The sequence below is a fragment of the Streptomyces sp. CB01249 genome, assembly GCF_001905735.1.
Taxonomy (GTDB): Bacteria; Actinomycetota; Actinomycetes; order Streptomycetales; family Streptomycetaceae; genus Streptomyces.
Map to the genome: position 1 here is coordinate 309,045 of NZ_LISW01000006.1, position 24,044 is coordinate 333,088.

At 73.3% G+C, this 24,044-nt stretch carries 22 protein-coding genes; 10 read left to right on the top strand and 12 right to left on the bottom strand.

Annotation, left to right across the window (positions count from 1 at the left end):
• The first annotated feature begins 21 nt into the window (after window positions 1-21).
• The 3 genes from AMK18_RS26265 to AMK18_RS26275 all read left to right on the top strand — a co-directional run bounded on the left by AMK18_RS26265 (window position 22) and on the right by AMK18_RS26275 (window position 3,394).
• Entirely contained in the window at window positions 22-843 is an 822-nt protein-coding gene (locus tag AMK18_RS26265; RefSeq protein ID WP_073864724.1) for a rhamnogalacturonan acetylesterase, read from the top strand.
• 62 nt (window positions 844-905) lie between these two features.
• The gene (locus AMK18_RS26270; protein WP_073864725.1) at window positions 906-2,240 is read left to right on the top strand and encodes a pectate lyase family protein; all 1,335 of its coding nucleotides are present in this window, start codon (window positions 906-908) and stop codon (window positions 2,238-2,240) included.
• Between the two features lie 68 nt (window positions 2,241-2,308).
• The gene (locus AMK18_RS26275) at window positions 2,309-3,394 is read left to right on the top strand and encodes a pectinesterase family protein (RefSeq protein WP_073864726.1); all 1,086 of its coding nucleotides are present in this window, start codon (window positions 2,309-2,311) and stop codon (window positions 3,392-3,394) included.
• Window positions 3,395-3,397: 3 nt separating this feature from the next.
• Here the strand turns inward: AMK18_RS26275 and AMK18_RS26280 are convergent, their stop codons facing one another.
• The 7 genes from AMK18_RS26280 to AMK18_RS26310 all read right to left on the bottom strand — a co-directional run bounded on the left by AMK18_RS26280 (window position 3,398) and on the right by AMK18_RS26310 (window position 10,075).
• Entirely contained in the window at window positions 3,398-4,108 is a 711-nt protein-coding gene (locus AMK18_RS26280) for a hypothetical protein (protein WP_073864727.1), read from the bottom strand.
• Window positions 4,105-4,677, bottom strand: a complete 573-nt coding sequence (locus tag AMK18_RS26285; RefSeq protein WP_073864728.1) for a SigE family RNA polymerase sigma factor — start codon at window positions 4,675-4,677, stop codon at window positions 4,105-4,107. The genes AMK18_RS26280 and AMK18_RS26285 overlap by 4 nt, the downstream gene beginning before the upstream one ends.
• 113 nt (window positions 4,678-4,790) lie before the next feature.
• Complete coding sequence (locus AMK18_RS26290; protein WP_073864729.1) at window positions 4,791-6,236, bottom strand: peptidoglycan D,D-transpeptidase FtsI family protein; 1,446 nt, start codon at window positions 6,234-6,236, stop codon at window positions 4,791-4,793.
• 100 nt (window positions 6,237-6,336) lie between these two features.
• On the bottom strand, window positions 6,337-6,996 hold the full coding sequence (locus AMK18_RS26295) for a response regulator transcription factor (protein WP_073864730.1): 660 nt from the start codon (window positions 6,994-6,996) through the stop codon (window positions 6,337-6,339).
• A complete protein-coding gene (locus AMK18_RS26300; RefSeq protein WP_073864731.1) occupies window positions 6,993-8,255 on the bottom strand; it encodes a sensor histidine kinase in 1,263 nt (420 codons plus the stop codon). The genes AMK18_RS26295 and AMK18_RS26300 overlap by 4 nt, the downstream gene beginning before the upstream one ends.
• Window positions 8,252-9,217 carry a hypothetical protein gene (locus AMK18_RS26305; protein WP_073864732.1) on the bottom strand — a complete coding sequence of 322 codons (966 nt, stop codon included), beginning with the start codon at window positions 9,215-9,217 and terminating at the stop codon, window positions 8,252-8,254. Before AMK18_RS26305 ends, AMK18_RS26300 begins: the two co-directional genes overlap by 4 nt.
• Before the next feature lie 87 nt (window positions 9,218-9,304).
• Window positions 9,305-10,075 (bottom strand): IclR family transcriptional regulator, encoded by a 771-nt coding sequence (locus tag AMK18_RS26310; RefSeq protein ID WP_018104665.1) that lies wholly within the window; start codon window positions 10,073-10,075, stop codon window positions 9,305-9,307.
• A 167-nt stretch (window positions 10,076-10,242) separates the two neighbouring features.
• Here AMK18_RS26310 and AMK18_RS26315 point away from each other — a divergent pair, with 167 nt between their 5' ends.
• The 5 genes from AMK18_RS26315 to AMK18_RS26335 all read left to right on the top strand — a co-directional run bounded on the left by AMK18_RS26315 (window position 10,243) and on the right by AMK18_RS26335 (window position 14,910).
• Window positions 10,243-11,763, top strand: a complete 1,521-nt coding sequence (locus tag AMK18_RS26315) for an aldehyde dehydrogenase (NADP(+)) (RefSeq protein WP_073864733.1) — start codon at window positions 10,243-10,245, stop codon at window positions 11,761-11,763.
• Window positions 11,760-12,365, top strand: coding sequence for a DUF1349 domain-containing protein (locus AMK18_RS26320; protein ID WP_018104667.1), 606 nt, complete (start codon window positions 11,760-11,762; stop codon window positions 12,363-12,365). The genes AMK18_RS26315 and AMK18_RS26320 overlap by 4 nt, the downstream gene beginning before the upstream one ends.
• Before the next feature lie 64 nt (window positions 12,366-12,429).
• Window positions 12,430-12,930, top strand: coding sequence for a GNAT family N-acetyltransferase (locus tag AMK18_RS26325; RefSeq protein ID WP_073864734.1), 501 nt, complete (start codon window positions 12,430-12,432; stop codon window positions 12,928-12,930).
• 113 nt (window positions 12,931-13,043) lie between these two features.
• On the top strand, window positions 13,044-13,760 hold the full coding sequence (locus AMK18_RS26330) for a DsbA family oxidoreductase (protein WP_073864735.1): 717 nt from the start codon (window positions 13,044-13,046) through the stop codon (window positions 13,758-13,760).
• Window positions 13,761-13,848: 88 nt separating this feature from the next.
• The gene (locus AMK18_RS26335; protein ID WP_073864736.1) at window positions 13,849-14,910 is read left to right on the top strand and encodes an aminotransferase class V-fold PLP-dependent enzyme; all 1,062 of its coding nucleotides are present in this window, start codon (window positions 13,849-13,851) and stop codon (window positions 14,908-14,910) included.
• A 22-nt stretch (window positions 14,911-14,932) separates the two neighbouring features.
• Here the strand turns inward: AMK18_RS26335 and AMK18_RS26340 are convergent, their stop codons facing one another.
• Genes AMK18_RS26340 through AMK18_RS26355 form a run of 4 tightly spaced genes read right to left on the bottom strand, consistent with a single transcriptional unit; the run spans window position 14,933 to window position 19,111 of the window.
• Window positions 14,933-15,967: a LacI family DNA-binding transcriptional regulator gene (locus AMK18_RS26340; protein ID WP_073864737.1), complete on the bottom strand. Its 1,035-nt coding sequence runs from the start codon at window positions 15,965-15,967 to the stop codon at window positions 14,933-14,935.
• A 41-nt stretch (window positions 15,968-16,008) separates the two neighbouring features.
• A complete protein-coding gene (locus AMK18_RS26345; RefSeq protein WP_198957085.1) occupies window positions 16,009-16,875 on the bottom strand; it encodes a carbohydrate ABC transporter permease in 867 nt (288 codons plus the stop codon).
• The gene (locus AMK18_RS26350; RefSeq protein ID WP_073864738.1) at window positions 16,872-17,798 is read right to left on the bottom strand and encodes a carbohydrate ABC transporter permease; all 927 of its coding nucleotides are present in this window, start codon (window positions 17,796-17,798) and stop codon (window positions 16,872-16,874) included. Before AMK18_RS26350 ends, AMK18_RS26345 begins: the two co-directional genes overlap by 4 nt.
• Entirely contained in the window at window positions 17,795-19,111 is a 1,317-nt protein-coding gene (locus AMK18_RS26355) for an ABC transporter substrate-binding protein (protein WP_073864739.1), read from the bottom strand. Before AMK18_RS26355 ends, AMK18_RS26350 begins: the two co-directional genes overlap by 4 nt.
• A gap of 181 nt (window positions 19,112-19,292) precedes the next feature.
• On the opposite strand from AMK18_RS26355, the gene AMK18_RS26360 reads away from it, so the two are divergent.
• Both AMK18_RS26360 and AMK18_RS26365 read left to right on the top strand, forming a co-directional pair.
• A complete protein-coding gene (locus AMK18_RS26360) occupies window positions 19,293-21,338 on the top strand; it encodes a beta-galactosidase (RefSeq protein ID WP_073864740.1) in 2,046 nt (681 codons plus the stop codon).
• Window positions 21,339-21,404: 66 nt separating this feature from the next.
• Window positions 21,405-22,964: a glycoside hydrolase family 53 protein gene (locus tag AMK18_RS26365; RefSeq protein WP_073864741.1), complete on the top strand. Its 1,560-nt coding sequence runs from the start codon at window positions 21,405-21,407 to the stop codon at window positions 22,962-22,964.
• A 9-nt stretch (window positions 22,965-22,973) separates the two neighbouring features.
• On the opposite strand, the gene AMK18_RS26370 is transcribed toward AMK18_RS26365, so the two are convergent.
• A complete protein-coding gene (locus tag AMK18_RS26370; RefSeq protein WP_073864742.1) occupies window positions 22,974-23,984 on the bottom strand; it encodes a VOC family protein in 1,011 nt (336 codons plus the stop codon).
• Between the last annotated feature and the right edge of the window lie 60 nt (window positions 23,985-24,044).

The window sequence follows — 24,044 nt, forward strand, 5'->3', positions numbered from 1 at the left end:
GAGAGAGGCAGCACCACCACCGTGTCACTCACCCGCAGACAGACCGCGGCCGCCCTCGCCGCACTGCCCCTGGCGCTCGCCGCCACTCCCGCCGCGGCGCACGGAGCCCGCCCCCGTACCCGCACCGTGCACCTCGCGGGCGACTCGACGGCCGCGCAGAAATACGCCGACGCCGCACCCGAGACCGGCTGGGGCATGGCCCTGCCGTTCTTCCTCGGGCCCGGGCTCACCGTGGCCAACCACGCCATGAACGGCCGCAGTTCCCGGAGCTTCATCGACGAAGGGCTGCTCGCCGCCCTGCTGCCGGACGTCCGCCCGGACGACCTCCTGCTGATCCAGTTCGGGCACAACGACGAGAAGACGGACGACCCGGCGCGCGGCACCGACCCGTACACGACGTACCAGGACTGCCTGCGCCGGTACATCGCCGAGGCCCGCGCCCGGCGCGCCCGGCCCGTGCTGCTCACCCCGGTCGAGCGGCGCAGGTTCGCCGAGGACGGCACCGCCAGGCCGACGCACGGCGACTACCCGGCCGCGATGCGCGCCCTGGCCGCCGAGGAGCGGGTCCCGCTGCTCGACCTTCAGGCCCGCACCCTGGCCCGCTGGCAGGAGCTCGGCCCCGACGGCACCGAGGCGTACTTCAACTGGCTGGCGCCCGGCGAGTCCCCCAACTACCCCGACGGGCGGGAGGACAACACCCACTTCCGGCCCGCCGGTGCGATCGAGGTCGCCCGGATGACGGCCCGCGCCCTGCTCGACGCGCGGGTGCTCGCCCCGCGTGAACTGCGCCGGCTCGGCGCACGCGTACCCGAGACGTGGATCAGCTGGCCGCAGGCCGCCTGACGCCCGCGCCACCCCCCGCCCTTCCCCTTCCACAGGTCCCGCACCAGAACCGAGGATTTGTCATGTCCACACGCAGAATCTGTGCCCGCGCCATCGTCGTCGCGATGGGCTGCGCCTCGCTGGCCCTCGCCCTGAGCGTTCCCGCCCAGGCGTCCCCGCAGCCCCGCGGCGCCAAGGGCGTCGAGCGCGCCGTCCTGGCCAAGGGCGACGGCTGGGCCTCCGCCGAGGGCTCCACCACCGGCGGCGCCGCCGCGACGCCCGACCACGTCTACACCGTGCACAACCGCGCCGAACTCATCGCCGCCTTCGAGGACGCGGGCGACGCGCCGAAGATCGTCCGCATCGCCGGGACCGTCCACGGCAACGCCGACGCCGAGGGCACCCCGATCGACTGCGAGGCGTACCAGACCGACGGCTACACCCTGGACAAGTACCTCGCCGCCTACGACCCCGGCACCTGGGGCCGCGAGGAGGTCCCGTCCGGGCCGATGGAGGACGCCCGGCTCGCCTCCGCCAAGCTCCAGAAGGCCGCCGTCAACGTCTACGTCCCGTCCAACACCACGCTGATCGGCGTCGGCAAGGACGCCACGGTCATCGGCGCCTCGATCCAGATCCAGAACGTCTCCAACGTCATCGTCCGCAACATCAACTTCGAGGACACCTACGACTGCTTCCCGCAGTGGGACCCGACCGACGGCGACACCGGCCACTGGAACTCGGAGTACGACAACCTCGTCGTCTACGGCTCCGACCACGTCTGGGTCGACCACAACACCTTCAGCGACGGCGACCGCCCCGACGCCGACCAGCCCCGCTACTTCGACGAGCTGTACCAGCAGCACGACGGGCTCTTCGACATCGTCAAGGGCGCCGACCTGGTCACCGCCTCCTGGAACGTCCTCAAGGACCACGACAAGACGATGCTCCTCGGCAACAGCGACGGCGCCGGGGCCACCGACCGGGGCAAGCTCCGCGTCACCCTGCACCACAACCTGTTCAAGGACGTCAACGAGCGCGCGCCCCGCGTCCGCTTCGGCCAGGTCGACTCGTACAACAACCACTTCGTCGCCACGAAGGGCAGCGTCTACGGGTACTCGTACGGAATCGGCGCGGAGTCGCACCTGGTCGCCGAGCACAACGCGTTCACGCTGAGCGGTGAGTTCGACAAGGCGAAGATCCTCAAGAAGTGGTCCGAGTCCTCGCTCACGGCCGCCGACAACTGGGTCAACGGCCGCCGCACGGACCTGATCGCCGTCCACAACGCGGGCGTCCCCGAGGAGCAGCTGACCACGGGCGCCGGCTGGACCCCGACCCTGCGCAACCGGGTCGACCACCCGCTGCTCGTGCCGCTCGTCGTGGGCCTCGGCGCGGGCACGGGCCGGCTGCCCGGCGCCTGACCAGCCGCCCCTTCCTCCGCCGGCGCCCGCGCGGCGCCGGCGGAGGCCGCCCCCGCAAAGGAGCATCCATGCCCACCCGACGCACCGCCCTGGCCCTCTTCGCCTCCTCCGCCCTCGCGCTCGGCACCGCCTCGCCCGCCGTCGCGCACGACCGCCCCTTCGGCCGCCACGGCTCGCCCGCCCGCCGCCGCGACCGCGCCACCCTGTACGTCGACGCGCGCGGCCGGGGCGACCACACCACCGTCCAGGCCGCCGTGGACGCCGCCACCGGCACCGGGCGCACCCTGGTCATCGCCCCCGGCACCTACCGGGAGACCGTCGACATCCCCGCCGACCGGACCGGCCTCACCCTCGTCGGCGCGAGCGGCGACCCGCGCGACACGGTGATCGTGTACGACAACGCCAACGGCACCCCGCGCCCCGACGGTTCGGGCACCTACGGCACCAGCGGGTCCGCCACGGTCACCGCCCGGCCCGCCGGACTCACCGCCCGCGACCTCACCTTCGCCAACGACTGGCTGCGCGCCGACCACCCGGACTACACCGGCACCCAGGCCGTCGCCCTCAAGGTGACCGGCGACCGCTCGGCGTTCCACCGCTGCCGCTTCCTCGGCCACCAGGACACGCTGTACGCGGACTCGGCGTCGCTCACCGACTTCGCCCGGCAGTACTACCGCGACTGCTACGTGGAAGGGGACGTCGACTTCGTCTTCGGGCGGGCCTCCGCGGTCCTGGACCGCTGCCACTTCCGCACTCTGGCCCGCACCGACCTGGCCGGTCCGCCCCACGGCTTCGTCTTCGCGCCGAGCACCGCCGGGGCCGACCCGCACGGCTTCCTGGTCCTGCGCTCCCGGATCACCAGCGCCGCCCCCGACGGGTACTTCAAGCTGGCCCGCCCCTGGGTGCCGTCCTCGGACCTCACCGCGCACCCCATGCTGACGGTGCGCGAGAGCCACCTCGGCGCGGGCATCGACGCGGACGAGCCGTACGGCACCATGTCGGCCGGCTTCCCCTGGCAGGACCAGCGCTTCGCCGAGTACCGCAACACCGGCCCCGGCGCGCGCGTCACCGTCCCGGCCAACCGCCCGCAGCTCACGGCGTCCGAGGCGCGGGAGCACACCCCGGCCGCGTGGTTCGGCGACTGGCGGCCGTAGAGGTCACTGCGCCCGCCCGAAGCGGTCGCCCACCGCCGCCTTGCCGCCCGAGGCGCGGACCGCGTGGGCGGTCACGTAGTCGCCGGTGGCGTCCCGGTCGCCCTCCGCGTGGTTGTACTGCCCGGCGAAGGTGTGCGTCCCGGCCGGGACGGTCCGGCCGGGACGCAGCGTCCACCGGTAGACCAGATAGCCGCCGCTCTCGTCCACCGACACGGTGAAGTCCGGCTCGGGCAGGGAGCGCCAGGAGCCCGTGCTGTTCACCCCGCCCGTCTCGGCGACCCGCAGCTCCACGGTGAGCGCGGACAGCGGCTCGGTGGTCCGCAGGGTGACGTTGCTCTGCGCCCAGTACGGGTTGCTGTTCGGGTCCACCACGCCGCCGGTCCACAGCGGTCCGTCCTCCGGCGGCAGCCCGGCGGGGGAGTCCGGGGCCTTCGCGGTGGCGGACGGCGCCGAGGCCACCTGCCCGCCGCGCGGCCGGGCGTCGTCGCCCGCCGAGGTGACCGCGAACGCTCCGGCCGCCAGCACCCCGCAGACCGCCGCCGTCGCCCCGGCCACCCGCAGCCACGGGCGCACCGCGCGCGGCGGGCGCACGGACCGGGGTGCGGGGCGGTCGCCCGCCATGCCGCGCTCGATCCGGGCCAGCATCCGGGCCCGGTCGGGGCGGTGGGCCTCGGCGGCCTCCCGCAGCCGCCCGGACAGCTCCTCGTCCTTCACCGCTCTCCTCCGCTGCGCTGCGCCGCGACGGCCACCCGGACCCGCGCGGCGGGCGTCTCGGGTCCCAGCAGCCGCTGGAGTTCGGCGACGGCGCGTGAGGTCTGGCTCTTCACCGTACCCACCGAGATCCCCAGTACCAGCGAGGTGTCCCGCTCGGAGAGGTCGAAGGCGTGCCGCAGCACCACACAGGCCCGCTTGCGGAACGGCAGCCTGCGCAGCGCCTCCTGCACGTCCACCACGGCCGGCACATCGGGCCCCTCGGCCGCCCCGTCGTCCCCGCCGCCGCGCGGCGCCCAGAACAGCGCGATCCGGCGGCGCTCGCGAACCGCGCTGCGGATGCGCGTCCTGGCCAGGTTGGCGACGACGCCCCGCGCGTACGCCACCGGGTGCCCGGCCTCGCGGACCCGGTCCCATCGGTGCCAGAGCGCGAGCAGGGCGTCCGCCGCGAGATCGTCGGCGGCATCCGCCTCACCGGTCAGCAGATGGGCGAGGCGGGCCAGTTCCGCGTAATGGGCCTCGAAGAACTCATGGAACTCGGCGGCGGCGGCATCGTCGACTGCTGTGCCCACGGCAACCCCGTCCCCCTGCGCTCGCACGCCCGGCCCGTCCGGATACGCCCCCACCGGGGCGTGAGCGTACCGCAAGCGCTTCGACAGCAGGAGAGGTCTACAGCAGGAGAGGTCTACCGCCGCAGGGCCGCCTCCATCATCTTCTTGGCCACCGGCGCCGCCAGCCCGTTGCCGCTGACCTCCGACGCGGTCGAACCGGAGTCCTCCACGATCACGGCCACCGCGACCTCCTGGCCGCCTGACTTCGCGTACGAGGTGAACCAGGCGTACGGGGTGTTGCTGTTGTCCACACCGTTCTCGGCGGTGCCCGTCTTGCCGCCGACCTCGGCCCCGGCGATCCGGGCGTTGGTGCCGGTGCCCTTCTCCACCACGGTCACCATGGCGCTGCGCAACTGCTTCGCGGTGTCCTCCGAGACGATCCGCTTCGTGTCGCCGTCCGCGAAGTCCTCCAGCGTGCCGCCGTCCCCGTCGGTCACCTTCGACACCATGTGCGGGGCGGCCAGCTCACCGCCGTTGGCCAGGGCGGCGGAGACCATCGCCATCTGGAGCGGGGTCGCGGTCACCTCGAACTGGCCGATGCCCGACAGCGCCGTCTGCGGCTTGTCCATGTCCTCCGGATACACGCTCTTGGACGCCCGGACCGGCACGTCCAGCTTCTCCTCGTTGAAGCCGAACTTCTCCGCCATCGCCCGCATCTTGTCCTGGCCCAGGTCGGCGGCGACCTTGCCGAAGACGTTGTTGCACGAGTACTGGAGGGCGACCCGCAGCGAGGCGTTCTCGCAGGGGGCGGAGGCGCTCTCGTTCCGCAGCGGGGTGCTGGTGCCCGGCAGGGTGTACGGGACGGGGCTCTTCGTCGGCACGTCCACCGAGTCGTACAGCCCGTTCTCCAGCGCCGCCGCCGCCACGACCAGCTTGAACGTCGAGCCGGGCGCGAGCGGCTGCCGCAGCGCCCGGTTGACCAGCGGCTTGTCCTTGTCGGCGAGCAGCTTCGACCAGGTGTCGCCGTCGTTCGTGCCGCTGATGTCCGACGGGTCGTACGACGGGGAGGACACCATGCCCAGGATCTGCCCGCTCCTCGGGTCGATCGCCACGGCCGCGCCCTTGTCGTCGCCGAGCGCGTCGCTCGCCGCCTTCTGCACGTCCGGGTCGATCGTCGTGACCACGTCACCGGGCGAGGACCGCTGCCCCGTCAGCGCGCCCAGCGGACTCTTCAGCCGGTCGTCGGTGCCGTCCAGCACATGGCTGTAGATCCCTTCGAGCTGCGTCGAGCCGTACGCCTGCGAGCTGTAGCCGGTCACGGACGAGTAGAGGCCGCCCTGTCTGTAAGTGCGCTTGTACGCGAGATCGCTGCCCTCCGTCCGTTTCGAGCCCGTGACCGGCGAACCGGCCACGATGATGTCGCCCAGCGGCTGCGCGTACTGCGCGATGATCTTCCGCCGGTTGTGGTCGTCGTCTGCGAGCGCCTTGGCCTGGTACGACTGCACCCAGGTCGCCCGCCCGAGGAGGGCGAGGACCAGCAGCAGACAGAAGACCGAGGCGCGCCTTATCGTCTTGTTCATCCCGCTCGGTGGACGAGTGGGATCGGCCGGGTCGTTCCCGGTTGTGCCACTTCTCACCGATTCCTCATACGGTGACCACGGCGTGCACGGCTGTACGGGCTCAGCCCGGCGTGATGAACCCCGACTCGTACGCCGTGATGACCGCCTGGGTACGGTCCCGGGCCCCTGTCTTCGCGAGGACCGCCGCCACATGCGTCTTGGCCGTCGCCGCGCCCACCGCCAGCCGGTCCGCGATCTCCGCGTTCGTCAGCCCCGCCGCGATCAGCCGCAGCACCTGCGCCTCCCGCTCGGTGAGCCGCGCGGCCCACGGCGGGGCGGGGGCCGGTGCGGGCGTCCCGTACGCGGCGGCGAGCTGCCGTACGGCGGCCGGGAAGAGCAACGAGTCGCCGCACGCCACCAGCCGGACCGCCTGCACCAGCTCCTCGGCCGCCGCCCGCTTCAGCAGGAAACCCGCCGCCCCGGCGCGCAGCGCCTCGTACACATAGGCGTCGTGCTCGAAGGTGGTGACGACCAGGACGCGCGGGGCCGGGTCCAGCGTGGCGAGGATCTGCTCGGTGGCCCGGATGCCGTCCGTCTCGGGCATCCGCACATCCATCAGCACCACGTCGGGCCGCAGCGCCCGCACCACGGAGACCGCCTCGGCGCCGGTGGCCGCCTCGCCGACGACCTCCAGACCGTCCTCGGCGTCCAGGATGGCCCGCAGCGCGGTGCGCACCATGCGTTCGTCGTCGGCGAGAACGATCCGGACCGGCGTGCTCATCGGGGCTCCTTCGAGGGGGCCTGCAGGGGGAGGCGGGCGGCCAGCCGCCACACGCCGTCGTCGCGGGGACCGGCCTCGGTGGCGCCGCCGAGCAGCAGGGCGCGCTCCTTGACGCCGGTCAGGCCGCGTCCGCCGCCGGGGCGGGCGACCGGGGGCCCGGGCGGAAGCGCGCTGTCCAGGACGAGCGTCAGCTCGCGGGCGCCGACGCCGAGGCGCAGCCGGACCGGGGAGCCGGGGACGCCGTGCCGCAGCGCGTTGCTCAGGCCCTCCTGCACGATCCGGTACGCCTCGGCCGAGACGGGTCCGGGCACCGCGCCCGGGTCGCCGTCGGCCTCGTAGCGCACGGGCACCCCGCACCGGGCGAGCAGCCCGCCGAGCGCGTCGAGCCCGGGGCCCGCGAGCGCGTCGGACCCGTCGCCGTCCTGCCGCAACAGGCCGAGGACCGCGTCGAGTTCGCCGACCGTGCGCCGCGTGGTCTCCTCGATCGCGGTGAGCGCCTCCCGGACGAACCCGGGGTCGCTGTCCAGGACCCGGCGGGCGGCCCCCGCCTGCAGGGTGACGGCGCTCAGCGCGTGGCCGACCGAGTCGTGCAGCTCCCGGGCGAGCCGGTTGCGCACGGCCAGTTCGGCGGCCCGGCGCTCGGCGGCGGCCAGCCGGTCGTCCGGGGTGGGGCCGAGCAGCACGGGCGCCCGGTTCGCGAGCAGCGCCCCGGCCGCCGCCGCGCACCCCGCCAGCGCGACGAGCATGGCCGCCCCGGCCAGGGGCGCGACGGCCAGGACCCAGGTGTGGTCCAGGCCCGGGCGGGCGTCCAGGGCGGATTCGCGGAGGGCCGGGACGAACGGCAGCGCCGCCACGCAGACCGAGAACGGGACGAGCGCCAGCGTCATCCCGCTGATGATCCCGCCGAGCCCGACGTGCAGCGTGAACCAGGCGGCCGAGCGCGCCCGCGCCTGCCGGGAGGCGGCGGGCCCGTCCGCGAGGGGCCGGTCCGGGGCCAGCCCGCACAGGGCGCGGGCGGCAGCCACCGAGAGCGGCCGGGCGGTGGGGAGCAGCGCGGTGACGGCGGCCATCGGCAGGGCGCAGCCGAAGGCGGCGAGCTGGGCGGGGAGCGAGGTGAAGGGGTTGACGTCGGGCGCGTACAGGCCGACGACCACCGTGCCGACCAGGAAGTACGGCATCAGCAGGGCGCCACCGATGATCAGGTGCAGCCACCGCAGCCGGGCACGGCGGCCCACCAGCCGGGCTATCAGCGGGGTCATGCCGGGGCGCCTCGCGTCCCGGCCGCGCGCTCGGCGAGGAAGTACGCGCCGAGGGTCACCACCAGCGTTCCGACCAGCATCTGCACAGCGTAGGTGAGCACCATGCCGGGCGTGGCCGTTTCCGCGCCCTCCCCGGCCGAGCCCAGCGCGGCCAGGCAGAGCCAGCCGCCCCAGCAGGCCGTCGCCCCGGAACCGCCCCACGCCAGCGCGAGCGGCACCCGCAGCGGCAGCGCGGACCGGCGGAAGGCCAGCAGCAGGACCCCGGCCACGGCCACCGCGATCCACAGCACGTACACCGCCTCCAGCACGTGGAAGCCGCTGTCCCGCCCGGCCACCCGGTCCGGGGTGAGGCCCGCCGTCGAGCCCGCCGCCCACAGCAGATGCGCGGTGCCGGGCGCCAGGGCGAGCAGCGACGCGGCGACGGCGGCGGCCCGCAGCGCGGGGGCGGTCGGGCTCGCGGGCAGTGCGCCCAGCGTGCCCTGCCAGAGGTGGCCCCAGCGGTCACGGGCGTACAGCACGAACAGCGCGCCCAGGGACAGGCCCTGGAGGATGAAGCCGCCGTAGACGACGCCGAACACCCACTCGTGCAGGAACGGCCGGCCCGCGGCCTCCGCGCCGCCGGTGTCCCCGCCCAGCGCCCGGGCCAGCAGCTGCGCCGGGTAGCCGGTCATGATCGGCAGCAGCAGCCCGGTCGCCGTCCACATCGGCAGCGCGAGCAGCCACGCGGGCACCCGCAGCCCCCAGGGCCGGGTGAGCAGCAGGGCCAGGACCACCACCGCGCCGTCCATCAGCACCGAACCGCCGTTGGCGACAGCCATCAGGGCGCGGTGGTCCAGCAGCTCGCTGCCGTCCGGGATCCCGACGCGGCTGCCCGCCAGCCAGGCGATCTTGAGGGTGATGTAGGGCAGGCAGGAGACGATGGCGACGGTGCGCAGCGCGGTGCGGGCGGAGACGGTTGTCATGGCCCCCACGCTGCCCGGCGGCGCGCCCCCGCACCTCCTGCCCGATGACGATCCGCCTCCGCCGCACGGGGGAGGCGGACCGGGGGCTCAGAGCCTGCGGGTGGCGAGCGTCAGCCGGTCGCGCGCGTCGAACAGCGCGTCCTTGACCATCTGTTCGTGCGCGGGCGTGAGCCGGGCGACCGGCACCGAGCAGCTGATGGCGTCCCGGGCCGGGGTGCGGTACGGGACGGCGACCCCGAAGCAGCGCAGCCCCAACGTGTTCTCCTCGCGGTCCACCGCGTACCCCTGCTCGCGGATCTGGTGCAGCTCCTCGATGAGCTTCTCCCGGTCCGTCAGGGTGTGTTCGGTGAGCGCGGGCAGCGTCTCGGGCAGCATCTTGCGGACCTGCTCGTCGCTGTAGGTGGCCAGCAGCGCCTTGCCGAGCGAGGTGGAGTGCGCGGGCAGCCGGCGGCCGACGCGGGTGAAGGGGCGCAGATAGTGCTGGGACTGGCGGGTGGCGAGGTAGACCACGTTGGTGCCGTCGAGCCGGGCCAGGTGGATGGTCTCCGTGGTGTCGTCGGAGAGCCGGTCGAGCGTGGGCCGGGCCGCGGCGACGACCTCGTCGCCGTCGATGTACGAGGTGCCGACCAGCAGGGCCCGTACGCCGATCCCGTAACGCGTCCCCGTCGCGTCGGTCTCCACCCAGCCCAGCTCCACCAGTGTGCGCAGCAGCATGTAGAGGCTGGACTTCGGGTAGCCGACGGCCTCCTGGACCGCGGCGAGCGAGTGCATCCCGGGCCGCCCCGCGAAGTACTCCAGCAGCTCGACCGTCCGTACCGCGGACTTGACCTGCGCCCCACCCGACTCGGGAACCGACATCGCCCTGCCCCTTTCACCCCGCCGACGAAACCCTGCGACTTCTTGCCAACACCGAACGCCCGGAAATAGAGTCGCTTCACATTCACGTTCAGGAACGCTGTTCAGAATACCGAACAGCTTATACCGGACGACTTCTGATGTGCGGCAGTGGAGCGGAAGGAAACACGGTGGCAGCAGCACCAGTCTGGAGCGTCGACCCCCGCACCGGGAACCCGCGCGAGCAGGTTGCGGTGGAGGCCACAGCGGAGGAGGTCGACCGCGCGGTCCGCGCCGCCCACGCGGTGCGCGGCTCCCTCGCCGACCGCACCACGCGCGCCGCGTTCCTGCGCACGGCCGCCGAACTGCTCACCGAGGCGGGCGACCACGTCATCGAGGCCGCCGACGCCGAGACGGCCCTCGGCCCGGCCCGGCTGACCGGCGAACTCGCGCGCACGGCGGCCCAGTTGCGGGCCTTCGCGGAGGTCGTGGACGAGGGCGCCTTCCTCGACATCCACATCGACCACGCGGACGCCACCCGCACCCCGCCCTGGCCCGACCTGCGCCGCTACAAGATCCCGCTCGGCGTCGTCGCGGTGTACGCCGCCAGCAACTTCCCGCTCGCCTTCTCCGTGCCCGGCGGCGACACCGCCAGCGCCCTCGCGGCCGGCTGCCCCGTCGTCGTCAAGGCCCACCCGGACCACCCGGCGACCTCCGAGCTCTGCGCCTCGGTCCTGCGCCGGGCCGCCGCGCGCACCGGGCTGCCCGAGGACGTCGTGACCCTGGTGCACGGCTTCGAGGCGGGCGTCGCCCTCGTCCGGCACCCGCTCGTCGCCGCCGCCGGATTCACCGGTTCGGTGCGCGGCGGACGCGCCCTGTTCGACGCGGCCGCCGCCCGCCCCGCGCCCATCCCCTTCCACGGCGAGCTGGGCTCCCTCAACCCCGTCGTCGTCACCGGGGCCGCCGCCGCCGAGCGCGGCGCGGAGATCGGCGCGGGCCTGGCCGGCTCGATGACCATGGGCGCAGGACAGTTCTGTACCAAGCCCGGATTCGTCCTGGTCCCCGAGGGCGCGGGCGGCGACCGCCTCCTCAAGGCGCTCACCGAGGCCGTCAGCGACACCGAGGCGGGCGTCCTGCTCGACCACCGCATGCGCGACGCCTTCCTCGCCGGGGTCACCGAGCGCGCCGCGCTCCCCGGCGTCGAGGCCCCCGTCACCCCCGGCGCGGGCGGCGAGCACACCGTCGCGGCCGGCTTCCTGACCGTCCCGGCCCGCGAGCTCACCGCCGAGGGCCCGCACGACGCGCTCCTGGAGGAGTGCTTCGGCCCCGTCACGGTCGTCGCTCGCTACGCCTCCGAGGACGAGATCACCGCCGTCCTGTCCCGCCTCCCCGGCAACCTCACCGCCACCCTCCACGTCGCCACCGAGGAGGCCGGGGGCGCCGCCGCGGACCTTCTCGCCGCGCTCACCCCGCTCGCCGGGCGGGTCCTCGTCAACGGCTGGCCGACCGGCGTTGCCGTCGCCCCGGCCCAGCACCACGGCGGCCCCTACCCGGCCACCACCTCCACCTCCACCTCGGTCGGCGCCACCGCCATCGAGCGCTGGCTGCGCCCGGTCAGCTACCAGACCACCCCCGAAGCGCTCCTCCCGCCGGAGCTGCGCGAGGACAACCCGCTGGGCCTGCCCCGCCGCGTGGACGGACGACCCGCATGAACCTCCCCGAACTCCCCTTCGCGCTCCGGCCGTACGGCCCCGAGGGCGGCTGGACGTACGAGAACGGCGCGCTCACCGGCCGCGCGGGCGCCCGCCAGGACCGCTTCGTCCCGCCGGGCGGCGACGGCCTGGAACCGGCGAGCGACGCGCCCCGGCTGCTCGGCGCCGCCCCGGCGGGCGACTTCCAGCTCGTCGCCCGGGTGAAGGTGGGCTTCGCCGCCGCCTTCGACGCGGGCGTGCTCTACCTCCACACCGGCGACCGGGAGTGGGCCAAGCTCTGCCTGGAGCTGTCCCCGGAGCGCCCGACCATCTGCACGGTGGTCACCCGGGGCCACTCGGACGACGTCAACTCCTCCGTCGTGGACGGCGACACCCACTGGCTGCGCCTGAGCCGTACGGGGCACGCCTTCGCCTTCCACGCCTCGGCCGACGGCGAGAAGTGGACCTTCGTCCGCGTCTTCACCCTCGGCACCCCGGAGCAGGCGGCCACCGCGTCCGTCGGCTTCCTCGCCCAGTCACCCACGGGCGAGGGCTGCGAGGTGACCTTCGACCGGATCGCCTTCCGGCCGGAGGGTCTGGCGGACCTGCGCGACGGCAGCTAGGGGCTGTCCGACGATCGGGCCGGGGCGGCGGAACCGGCGCCCCGGCCCGTACGTCCTCCCCACCATGATCCGTACAGCGACACAGGACGACCTCGACGCGATAGTCACCCTGCACACCGAGGCCAGGGCCACCTACTACAGCGGACATCTCGCCGAGGAGGAGTACGCCGGTCCCGCCGAGGTGAGCCGGAGCCGGGACGGCTGGTCCCGGGCGGTGGACCGGGAGGACGCCACCGTGCTCGTCGCCGAGAAGGACGGCGCCCTCGTCGGCATCGCCGCCCACTCCGCGCGCGACGACTGGACGTACCTCACCCAGCTCCACGTCTCCCCGGCCCACTGGCGCGAGGGCGTCGGCAGCGCCCTGCACCGCGCGTGCGTCGCCGACTGGCAGCGGCGCGGTGTGACGCGGGCCCGGCTGGAGGTCTTCGAGCCCAACAAGCGCGCCCAGGCCTTCTACGCTGCCCGGGGCTGGGTCGCCGACCCGGAGACGCCCCGGCACGGCGACCATCTGGTGCTGCGCCTCGCGGTGCCGGACGCGGTGCCGGAAGCGCCCGCGAGAGGCTGAGCACACCGGGTGCGGGCCCGGGAATGGCCCGGGCCCGTCATACGTTGGGCGGGGAGCGGAGGGTGCCTCCGCCCCTGCCGCAGTCATCGATGAGTCCGGAGAGAAGAAGAGTCATGCGCGTCGAGATCTGGAGCGACATCGCCTGCCCCTGGTGCTATGTCGGAAAGGCCCGTTTCGAGAAGGGCCTCGCGGGCTTCGCCCACCGCGACGACGTCGAGGTGGTCCACCGCTCCTTCGAGCTCGACCCCGGCCGTGCCAAGGCCGACACCGAGCTGGTCACCGACATGCTGGCGCGGAAGTACGGGCGCACCCCCGACGAGGTCCGGTCGATGGAGGCCAACGTCGCCGCCAACGCCCGGGCCGAAGGGCTCGGCTACCTCACCGAGGGCCGCGACCACGGCAGCACGTTCGACATCCACCGCCTGCTGCACCTGGCCAAGGCCCGCGGCCGCCAGGAGGAGCTGCTGACCCTCGCCTACCGGGCCAACTTCGCCGAGGAGCGGTCCGTCTTCGACGACGCCGTTCTGCTGGACCTGGCCGTCGAGGCGGGGCTCGACGCCGAGGAGGCCCGCGCGGTGCTCGCCGACCCGAAGGCGTACGCCGACGAGGTGCGCGCCGACGAGCAGGAGGCGGCCGAGCTGGGCGCCAACGCGGTGCCGTTCTTCGTGTTCGACCGGCGCTACGGCATCTCCGGCGGCCAGCCCGCCGAGGTCTTCGCCCAGGCGCTGGAACAGGCGTGGAAGGACCGCCCGGTCACCGCCGCCGCCGCCGCGGCGGCCTGCGACGCCGACGGGGCCTGCGAGGTCCCCGGAGCCGCCCGGAACGCCTGATACGCGCCCAGAAACATAAGCATCGCTTGGGGTCGGGCGTGAATTTTTGTCAATTGACCCCAGGTCGGCGAAGGTTCACGCTGAACGCATGACGATCTCTCCGCTCAGCCGTGCCGTCGCCGCCGAGTTCGCGCCCGAGACCACCTACCTCAACACCTCCACCTGCGGGCTGCTGCCCCGTCGCACCGTCGACGCGGTGAAGGCCCTCGCCGAGGAGGGCGCCTCCGGCCGCCGCGCCGGTTCGGGGGACTTCGAGGCGGTGGACCGCGCCCGGGACGGCTTCGCGCGCCTCGTCGGCGTCGGGGCCGACCGGGTCGCCGTCGGCAGCTCGGTCGTCGCCCACGTCGGGCTGATCGCGGCCTCGCTGCCCCCGGGGTCCGAAGTGCTCGTCCCCGAGGGCGAGTTCAGCTCCGTCGTCAGCCCGTTCGCCATCCGCGGCGACCTCGACATGCGCTATGTGCCGCTGGACGGGCTGGCCGCGGCGGTGCGCCCGTCCACCGCGCTCGTCGCCTTCTCCTCGGTGCAGTCGGCGGACGGCCGCCGCGCCGACCTGGACGCGGTCCGGTCCGCCGCTGCCGCCCACGGCGCCCGCACCCTGCTGGACGCCACCCAGTCGGCGGGCTGGCTGCCGCTCGACGCGGGGGCCTTCGACTACACGGTCACCGGCGGCTTCAAGTACCTGCTCTGCCCGCGCGGTACGTCGTTCCTCACCGTCACCGAGGAGGCGCAGGAGGCCGTGCGGCCGGTCGACGTGGGCATGGCCGCCTCCGAGGACCCGTGGGGCAGCGTGTACGGACCGGTCACCAAGCTCGCCGCCGATGCCCACCGCTACGACGAGCCGCCCGTCTACCTCGCGTACCACGGCGCCGAGCACTCCCTCGCCCTGCTCCACGAGATCGGCGTCGACGCCCTGCACGACCACGCCCTCGCGCTGGCCGACCGCTTCCGCGCCGGGGTGACGGCCCTCGGGCACGAGCCCGTGGAGGCGGACACCGTCGTCGTCGCGGTGCCCGGGCTCGGCGACCGGGCACCGGAGCTCCAGCGGGCCGGAGTGCTGGTCGCCGGCCGGGCGGGCAACCTGCGCGCGTCCTTCCACCTCTACAACACGGAGGCGGACGTGGACCGCGCCCTCCAGGTGCTCGCCGGCTGACGGGCCCCCGCCGCCCACCCGGTCACGCCGAGTCGCGGCGGACCAGCTCGGTCGGCAGTATCACCGCGGCCGGGTCCTCCCCGCCGATCTGCGCCAGCAGCACCCGTACCATCTCGGCGCTGATCCGGTCCCAGGGCTGGCGGATCGTCGTCAGCGCCGGACGGGAGGCGAGCGCGGCGGGGGAGTCGTCGAAACCGCCCACCGCGACGTCGTGCGGCACGCTGCGCCCGGCCTTCTCCAGGGCCGCGAGCACGCCCTGCGCCATCAGGTCCGAGGCGACGAACACCGCGTCCAGGTCCGGGGCGTGTTCCAGGAGCAGCGCCGCCGCCGTCTCGCCGCCCGCCCGGCTGTAGTCGCCGGGAACGATCAGCGCGTCGTCGGCGGGCAGCCCGCAGTCGGCCAGCATCTCGCGGTACCCGGCGAGCCGCTCGACGCCGCCCGGGGTGTCCAGCGGGCCGCTGACCGTACCGATGCGGCGGCGCCCCGACTCGTACAGGAAGCGCACCATGTCCCGGGCGCCGTCCCGGTCGGCGGCCGCCACATAGCTCACCTTCGAGCCCTGCCCGAGCGGCTTCCCGCACGCCACGAGGGGGACGCCCGCCTCGTGCAGCTGGGCGGCGACCGGGTCGCCGGAGTGGCTGGAGACCAGCAGGACCCCGTCCACATGCCCGGCGATGTACCGCATGTTCCGGCGGCGCTCGGCCTCCGTGCCCGCGATCATCAGCAGCAGCGGGATGTCGTGCGCGGCGAGCGCGCTCGTGCAGCCCCGCAGCAGCACATTGAAGTTCGGGTCCTCGAAGAACCGCTCCTGGGGCTCGGTGAGCAGGAAGGCCACCGAGTCCGAGCGGCCCGTGATCAGCGACCTGGCGTGCCGGTTCACCGTGTAACCGGTCTTGCGGATGGCCGCGTTGACAGCGTCGAGCGCCGCCGGGCTGACGTTGTGACCGCCGTTGAGCACCCGGGAGACCGTGCCCCGGGAGACCCCCGCCTCCCGCGCCACGTCGTGGATCGTCGGCGGCCGGCGGCGTCCCGTACCGGTCTGTTCTGTGCGGCTCATGGTGCGTGATCTTTCATCAAGTGGCGTCCTGGCGGGGCCCGTCAGGACTTTACGGCCCCGGAGAGCAGGTCGAGGCTCCAGAATCGCTGGATGACCAGGAACAGGGCGATCAGCGGGACGATCGCGAGCAGCGCTCCCGTGATCACCAGCGTATAGAGGGCCGGGGTGGTGGACCCCTGCTGGAGCAGGGTGAAGAGACCGAGCGTGACCGGGAACTTCTCGTCGTCACCGAGCATGATGTACGGCAGCAGGAAGTTGTTCCAGATCGCGACGAACTGGAAGAGGAAGACCGTCACCAGGCCCGGCAGCATCATCGGCAGGGCGATGGTGCGGAAGATCCGCCACTCGCCGCCGCCGTCCATCCGCCCGGCCTCGATCACATCGCCCGGCACGGCCGCCGCCGCGTAGATCCGGGCGAGGTAGACCCCGTACGGGGAGAGGATCACGGGCAGCATCACCGACAGGTAGGAGTCGGTGAGGTCGGCCTTCGCCATCAGCAGGTACTGCGGCACGGCGAGGATCACCGGCGGCATCAGCACCCCGGCGAGCAGGATGTTGAAGATGCTCTCCCGGCCCCGGAAGCGGTACACCGCCAGGGCGTACCCGGAGACCGCCGAGACCGCCGTGGACAGCAGCGCGCCCACACCGGCGTACAGCGCCGAGTTGGCCATCCACCGCCAGTACACCCCGTCCCGGTACGCCGACAGGTCGGCGACGTTGTCCGCGAAGCCGGACCCGGGCAGGAAGGTGAACGTGGAGAACAGCTCGCTGCCGGACTTCGTCGAGGCGACGAGGATCCAGGCGACGGGCAGCAGGCAGTAGACGGCGCCCAGCAGCAGGGCCGCCGTGGGCACGAGGGCGAACCGGCGACGGGTCGCGGGCGCGGGCCCGGGGTGCGTCGTGGTCACTGGGATCCCCCCTGCTTCGTACGGGAGTTGGCGGCCCGGAGGAATCCGAAGGACAGGGCCAGGGTGACGGCGGCGATGATGACCGCCTGGGCGGCCGCCGCGTAGATGTCGTTGTTGACGAACGCGTCCTGGTAGACCTTCATCAGCGGACTCCAGGTGGTGGAGAGGGAGTTGGTGAGCGGCTTCAGCGTGGTCGGCTCGTTGAACACCTGGAGCGTCGCGATGATCGAGAAGAAGAAGGTCAGCACCAGCGAGGGCGCCACCATCGGGATCTTGATCCGGAGCGCGATCTGCAGCTGCGAGCAGCCGTCCAGGCGGGCCGCCTCGAAGATCTCGGCGGGGATGGCCCGCAGCGAGGTGTAGATCACGATCATGTTGAAGCCGGTGCCGCCCCAGACCGCGATGTTGGCGAGCGCGCCGTAGAGCGGTCCGCCGTCCAGGAGGTCCGGCGCGGGCAGCCCCGCCTTGTCCAGGACGAAGTGGAACGGGCTGACGTCCGGCAGGTAGAGGAAGCCCCACATCAGGGCGGCGACCACGCCGGGGATGGCGTACGGGAGGAAGATCGCCAGCCGGGTGAAGCCGCGCAGCCGCAGCCGTTCGGTGTCCAGGAGCAGCGCGAAGAGCAGGGCCAGCCCGAGCATCACGGGCACGACGATCGCCCCGTAGCCGAGGATGCGCAGCGCGCCGTGCAGCAGCTCGGAGTCGGAGAGCGCCTCGCGGTAGTTGGCGAAGCCCGCCCAGACCTCCTTGCGCGCGCCCTTGCCGAGCCCCAGTCCGCTGACCTCGGTGCGGCGCAGCGAGAGGTGGACGGCGTAGCCGATGGGCAGGGCGAAGAAGAGCAGGAACAGCACGGTGGCGGGGATCAGGAAGGCGTACGGGGCGCTCTTGACCCCGTACGGCTTCCGGCGGCGTGCGCGTGTCACTCGGAGACTCCGAAGCCCTGCTTCTTCAGGTCGGCGAGCGTGGCGTCCTGCATCGCGGTCAGGGCTGGGGCGAAGTCGGACCTGCTCTTGGCGGCCTTGGCGAAGTTGTCCTTGAACGAGGTGTACGCGACGTTCACGTTCGGGCCCCAGGCGGCCGGGGCGGTGCCCTTGGCGATCTTGGCGGCCTCGGTGTAGAAGTCCGGCTGGCCGGCGAAGTAGGCCGGCGGCTTCGCGAGCGCGCCGCCGGTCTGGGCGGCGGTGGCGGCGGGGTAGATGCCGCTCTCCTTGACCAGGGCGGCGAGCGCGGCCGGGTCGGTGTTCAGCCACTTCGCGAAGGCGGCCGCGGCCTCCTTGTGCGGCGAGTCGTTGGTGACTGCGGTGGAGGAGCCGCCCCAGCTGCCGGTGACGTTCTCGCCGGCGGTCCACTGGGGGAGCGGGGCCATCGCCCACTTGCCCGCGGTGTCGGGGGCCGCGGTGGTCAGGGTGCCGGGCGCCCAGACCGCGCTGACCCAGGCGATCTGCTTGCCGGTGTTGAGCGCCTTGTTCCAGGCGGGGGTGTACATCGGCTGGTTGTCGATGGCGCCCTCCTTGACCAGCCCGCCCCAGAAGCTCGCGACCTTCCGGGTGGCCGGGTCGTCGATGGCGACCTTCCACTTGTCGCCGGAGGTGGTCCACCACTGCGCGCCGGCCTGCTGGGCGAGGCCCGCGAAGAGACCGGAGTCGTTGGAGGAGAAGGTGGTGAGGTCCTTGTCCGGCGCCTTCCGCTTCAGCGCGCGGGCGGTCTCGGCGAACTCGTCCCAGGTGGTGGGCACCGACAGCCCGTACTTCTCGAACAGGTCCTTGCGGTAGTAGAACATCAGCGGACCGGAGTCCTGCGGCAGCGCGTACAGGGCGGCCGAGCCCACGGTCGCCTGCTGCCAGACACCCTCGGCGAACTGCTGCTCGACGTCGCCCACCTCGTCGGATATGTCGGCGAGCACGTCGTTGGAGACCAGTGTGGGCAGCGCCTGGTACTCCGCCTGCACCAGGTCGGGGGCCTTGTGCGCCTTCGCCGCGGTGATGATCTTGGTGACCAGGTCGTCGCCGGACGCCTGCTTCTTCACCGTGACCTTGATACCGGCCTTCTTGCCCTCGCCCTTGTTCCAGATGTCCGCGACCTTGTCCAGGCCCGGGGCCCAGGCCCAGTAGGTGAGCGAGACGGGACCGGACGCGGCCGGTCCTTCGCCGTCGTCGTCCGACGAGCCGCAGCCCGTGAGCAGTGCGGTGGCGGCGAGCGAGGCGGCCGCACAGGCCGCGACGATGCGGTACTTCATGGAGGTCTCCCCTGACGAGAAGCGAGGGTGCAGCGCCTGATGTGCGCTGTGAGCGTTCACAGTAGAGAAACGAAACCGACACTTGTCAATGGTTGTTGCTGTGCGGTTATGTTGGCCCAGCGCCGCCGAGAGAGCGTGTGCACGTTCCCAGTATTTGTAGCAAAGAGCCCAGGAGACGCCCATGCCGCACACCCCTCGCGCGACTGTTCCGAAGGGTCTGCACCAGCTGGCCTTCGGCGGCGACTACAACCCCGAGCAGTGGCCCGAGGAGGTCTGGCACGAGGACATGCGCCTCATGCGGGAGGCCGGCGTCACCATGGTCAGCGTCGGGATCTTCTCCTGGGCCCTGCTGGAACCCGAGCCCGGCCGCTACGACTTCGGCTGGCTCGACCGGCTCCTGGACCTGCTGCACGTCAACGGCATCCGCGCCGACCTCGGCACCCCGACCGTCGCCCCGCCCGCCTGGTTCTACCGCGCGCACCCCGACGCCCTGCCCGTCAGCAGGGACGGGGTCCGTTACGCCTTCGGCTCACGCGGCGCGATCTGTCACAGCCACCCGGACTACCGGGCGGCCGCGGCCCGCATCACCGAACAGCTCGCCCGCCGGTACGGGAACCACCCGGCGCTCGCCCTGTGGCACGTCCACAACGAGTACGGCGTCCCCGTCAGCGCCTGCTACTGCGACCACTGCGCCGCCCACTTCCGCCGCTGGCTCACCGCCCGCCACGGCACCGTCGAGGCCGTCAACGAGGCGTGGGGGACCGCCTTCTGGGGCCAGCGCTACCGCGCCTTCGGCGAGATCGACCCGCCCCGCACCACCCCGACCGTCGGCAACCCCGCCCAGCAGCTGGACTACGCGCGCTTCGCCGACGCCACCATGCGGGAGAACTTTTGCGCCGAGCGCGACCTCCTGCACCGGCACGCCCCCGGCATCCCCGTCACCACCAACTTCATGACCGCGCTCAGCCAGTGCGAGTCCGTGGACTACTGGGCCTGGGGGCGCGAGGTCGACCTCGTCACCAACGACCACTACCTGATCACCGACGGCCGCCGCACCCACGTCAACCTCGCCATGGCCGCCGACCTCACCCGCTCGGTGGCGGGCGGCGCCCCCTGGCTGCTCCTCGAACACTCCGCGGGCGGCGTCAACTGGCAGCCCCGCAACCCCGCCAAGCGCCCCGGCGAGATGGCCCGCAACAGCCTCTCCCACGTCGCCCGGGGCTCCGAGGGCGCGATGTTCTTCCAGTGGCGGCAGTCCCGGCGCGGCGCCGAGAAGTTCCACTCGGCGATGCTCCCGCACGCCGGCACCGACTCCCGGATCTGGCGCGAGGTCTCCCGGCTGGGCGCGGACATCGGCCTGCTGGACGGGATCCGCGCCACTCGCACCGTCGCCGACGCGGCCATGGTCTGGGACTGGCAGTCCTGGTGGGCGCAGTCCCTGGAGTGGCGGCCCAGCCAGGACCACGACGCCCGCGAACGCGCCGACACCTTCTACGCCGCGCTCTACGACCGCCACCTCACCGTCGACTTCGCCCACCCCGAGGCCGACCTCTCCGGCCACCCCCTGGTCGTCGTCCCGGCCCTCTACCTCGCCACCGAGGAGACCGGCCGCAACCTGCGCCGGTACGTGGAGGGCGGCGGCACCCTCGTCGTCTCGTACTTCTCCGGCATCGTCGACGCGAACGACGCCGTGCACCCGGGCGCCTACCCGGGCCCGCTCCGGGACGTGCTGGGGCTGACCGTCGAGGAGTTCGCACCGCTCGCCGAGGGGGAGACGGTCCGCCTGATCACCCCCGAGGGAGCCCCGGAGGGCCCGGAGCTCACCGGCGACCTCTGGTCGGACGTGGTCATCCCGCGCGGCGCCGAGACCGTGTGGTCCTACGCGAACGGCATCCCGGCCGGGCGCCCCGCCGTCACCCGCCACCGCCTCGGCGAGGGCACCGCCTGGTACGTCTCCACCCGGCTGGGCGGCGCGGACCTGGACGCCGTCCTCGACCGGGCCTGCGCGGACGCCGGTATCGCGCCCCGGACCTCGCTCCCGTACGACGTCGAGGTCGTCACCCGGACCGGCGAGAGCGGCACGTACCTCTTCGTCATCAACCACACCGGCGACGAGGCGAAGGTGCCGCTCACCGCCCCCGGCACCGAACTCCTCACCGCCGAGCCCGTCGCGGGCGAACTCGCCGTCCCGGCGGGAGCCGTCCGCGTCGTCCGGCTCGGTGACTAGGGCGCACCACCGCACCACCGCTCCACCCCCAGGCAACTCCCGCGCACGGCCGAAGGGAAACCGACGATGTACGCAACGAAGCACGGCAGGAAGAGAGCGGCGGCACTGGCCGCCTCGCTCTCCGGACTCCTGCTGGCCGCCCTGCCCGCCCCGTCCGCCCACGCCGCCACCACCCTTACCGACCCCGGCTTCGAATCGGGCGCCACCGGCTGGTCGACCTACTCGGCGGGCGGGCAGAACGCCGCCTCGTTCACCGAGGCGGGCGGCCACGGCGGCAGCACCCGGCTCAGCCACTGGTCCGCCTCCGCCTACAAGGTGGAGACGTACCAGTACCTCACCGGCCTCACCGACGGCACCTACACCCTGACCGCCTGGGTGCGCTCCGGCGGCGGCCAGAACTCCGCCTACATCGCCCTGCGCAACTGCGGCAGCGCCGAGCAGCGCACGGACCTGCCGCCCACCGCCGACGGCGCCTGGATCCGCCTCGTCACCTCCGTGAAGGTGGTCGGCGGTGCCTGCACCATCAGCCTCAACTCCGACGCGCACGCGGGGGAGTGGGCCAACTTCGACGACATCACCTTCACCCCCGGCTCCACCGGCCTCACGATCAAGGGCGCCGACCTCTCCACCCTCCCGAAGAACGAGGCCCACGGCGCCGTCTACCGCTCCGCGAGCAGTACCGCCGGTGACGCGATGGGCCTGCTGAAGTCCGCCGGGATGAACTACGTCCGCCTCAAGGTGTGGGTGAACCCGGCCGACGGCTTCAACGACAAGGCCCACGTCCTGGCCATGGCCAAGCGCGCCAAGGCCCTCGGCATGAAGGTGCTGGTCGACTTCCACTACTCCGACAGCTGGGCCGACCCCGGCAAGCAGAACAAGCCCGCCGCCTGGTCCGGACACGGCTACGCGCAGCTGCGGACGGACGTCTACAACCACACGTACGACGTGCTGAACGCGCTCAAGGCACAGGGCACCACCGCCGACATGGTCCAGATCGGCAACGAGATCAACGCCGGGATGCTCTGGCCCGAGGGCTCCACCGACCACTGGTCCCAGCTCGCCGGACTCCTCACCTCCGGCGCGAACGCGGCCAAGGCCGTCTCCTCCGGTACGCAGGTGGCCCTGCACCTGGCCGAGGGCGGCGACAACGCGGGCACCCGCTGGTGGTTCGACAACGCGGTCGCGTACGGCGTGCCCTTCGACGTCGTCGCGCTCTCGTACTACGGCTACTGGCACGGGCCGCTCTCCGGCCTCCAGGCCAACCTGGACGACGCCGCGGCCCGCTACGGGAAGCCGGTGCTGGTCGCCGAGACCGCCTACGCCCACACCCTCGCGGACGCCGACGGCCTGGAGAACAACATCGCCACCGCGGACCAGCTGGTCAGCGGCTACCCGGCCACCCCGGCCGGGCAGGCGGCCAACCTCCGGGACGTGCTGAACGTCGTCGAGGCCGTCCCCGGCGGCCGGGGCCTGGGCGCGGTGTACTGGGAGCCGGCCTGGACCGCCGTCAGCGGCAGCGGCTGGGACCCGGCCGACCCCTCCTCCGGCAACGCCTGGGAGAACCAGGCCCTGTTCGGCTACGACCAGAAGCTGCTCCCGGCGGCGGGCTGGTTCTCCCACCGATAGCCCGGAGGGTCAGGACAAGGGCGCGCTCCGCCACTTCCACGAGGTGACGCGCTCGCGGCCGGGCAGCTCGCCGCGGCCGGTGGACCAGAGCAGCACGGCCCACCGGTCCTTGTCGTCCGGGGCGTCGGGGAAGAGCCGGGCCAGCGCCCGGTCGCACAGCCCGGCGGGCGGCTCCCAGGAGACGCCCAGGCCCGACGCGATGTCATGGGCGTGCACCAGGGTCTCCACGACGCCCATGGCCGCGAAGCCCTCCGGGTCGGAGACCCCGTACCCGTGGTACGAGCGGGTGGCCGGGGACGCCGTACGGACCATCGCGGCCAGCAGCACGCCGCTCGCCTCCACGGTCTGGAGCAGCCCGGCCACCCCCGCCTCCGGGTCCGCGAAGACCGCGTTCCACGGGCCGCCCTCGCGTCGGGGGGACCAGTGGTACGGCACCTCGGTCTCCACCGACGGTGTACGCGGGCCCAGTTGGACGGCGTACGCGAACAGGTCGTCGCTCAGGTGCTCCGCGGTCTCCCAGCAGTCCCACGTCAGCGCCCCGGCCGGGACGCGCCAGTCGGCGGCCGGGGCGGCGGCGAGCGTGTCGACCGTCAGGCGGACCGCCTCGGTCACGTCATCCGCGGTGACCGGCAGCCGCGTACCGGTGAGCGCCGCCCGCTCCGCCGCGCCGCACTCCACGCAGAACTCGTTGCCCTCCGGGTCGGCGAGGGTCGCCCAGCCCCGTCCGTTCGGCTTGCGGTGGTCGGCGACCAGGGTGGCGCCGAGGGCCAGCAGCCGTTCGACCTCCTCGTCTCGGTTGCGGTCCTCCGGCTTGATGTCCAGGTGCACGCGGTTCTTGGTCTGCTTCCTGTCGGGCACGGTGACGAAGAGGAGGGCGGCGCCCGGCGCCTCGACCAGGGCCTCGGGGTCGCCGGGGTGGTCCTCGTCGGAGAGCGGTGCGCCGAGCACCGCCGACCAGAAGGTGCCCAGGGCGTAGGCGTCGGCGCAGTCGATGGTGATGTGCTGTACGTGGGATGTCATGCGCTCACTGTTCCCGCCGGTCCCGCCCCGGTCCACCGAGATATGCCGGAGGGGGTGGCA

Excerpts from the sequence above, each read along its gene's own strand:
- AMK18_RS26330 (WP_073864735.1), top strand. The coding sequence starts at position 13,044 with ATGCGCGTCGAGATCTGGAGCGACATCGCCTGCCCCTGGTGCTATGTC.
- AMK18_RS26290 (WP_073864729.1), bottom strand. The coding sequence starts at position 6,236 with ATGAACAAGACGATAAGGCGCGCCTCGGTCTTCTGTCTGCTGCTGGTC.
- AMK18_RS26295 (WP_073864730.1), bottom strand. The coding sequence starts at position 6,996 with ATGAGCACGCCGGTCCGGATCGTTCTCGCCGACGACGAACGCATGGTG.
- AMK18_RS26370 (WP_073864742.1), bottom strand. The coding sequence starts at position 23,984 with ATGACATCCCACGTACAGCACATCACCATCGACTGCGCCGACGCCTAC.
- AMK18_RS26270 (WP_073864725.1), top strand. The coding sequence starts at position 906 with ATGTCCACACGCAGAATCTGTGCCCGCGCCATCGTCGTCGCGATGGGC.
- AMK18_RS26320 (WP_018104667.1), top strand. The coding sequence starts at position 11,760 with ATGAACCTCCCCGAACTCCCCTTCGCGCTCCGGCCGTACGGCCCCGAG.
- AMK18_RS26355 (WP_073864739.1), bottom strand. The coding sequence starts at position 19,111 with ATGAAGTACCGCATCGTCGCGGCCTGTGCGGCCGCCTCGCTCGCCGCC.
- AMK18_RS26325 (WP_073864734.1), top strand. The coding sequence starts at position 12,430 with ATGATCCGTACAGCGACACAGGACGACCTCGACGCGATAGTCACCCTG.
- AMK18_RS26310 (WP_018104665.1), bottom strand. The coding sequence starts at position 10,075 with ATGTCGGTTCCCGAGTCGGGTGGGGCGCAGGTCAAGTCCGCGGTACGG.
- AMK18_RS26300 (WP_073864731.1), bottom strand. The coding sequence starts at position 8,255 with ATGACCCCGCTGATAGCCCGGCTGGTGGGCCGCCGTGCCCGGCTGCGG.
- AMK18_RS26305 (WP_073864732.1), bottom strand. The coding sequence starts at position 9,217 with ATGACAACCGTCTCCGCCCGCACCGCGCTGCGCACCGTCGCCATCGTC.
- AMK18_RS26335 (WP_073864736.1), top strand. The coding sequence starts at position 13,849 with ATGACGATCTCTCCGCTCAGCCGTGCCGTCGCCGCCGAGTTCGCGCCC.
- AMK18_RS26360 (WP_073864740.1), top strand. The coding sequence starts at position 19,293 with ATGCCGCACACCCCTCGCGCGACTGTTCCGAAGGGTCTGCACCAGCTG.
- AMK18_RS26365 (WP_073864741.1), top strand. The coding sequence starts at position 21,405 with ATGTACGCAACGAAGCACGGCAGGAAGAGAGCGGCGGCACTGGCCGCC.
- AMK18_RS26340 (WP_073864737.1), bottom strand. The coding sequence starts at position 15,967 with ATGAGCCGCACAGAACAGACCGGTACGGGACGCCGCCGGCCGCCGACG.
- AMK18_RS26275 (WP_073864726.1), top strand. The coding sequence starts at position 2,309 with ATGCCCACCCGACGCACCGCCCTGGCCCTCTTCGCCTCCTCCGCCCTC.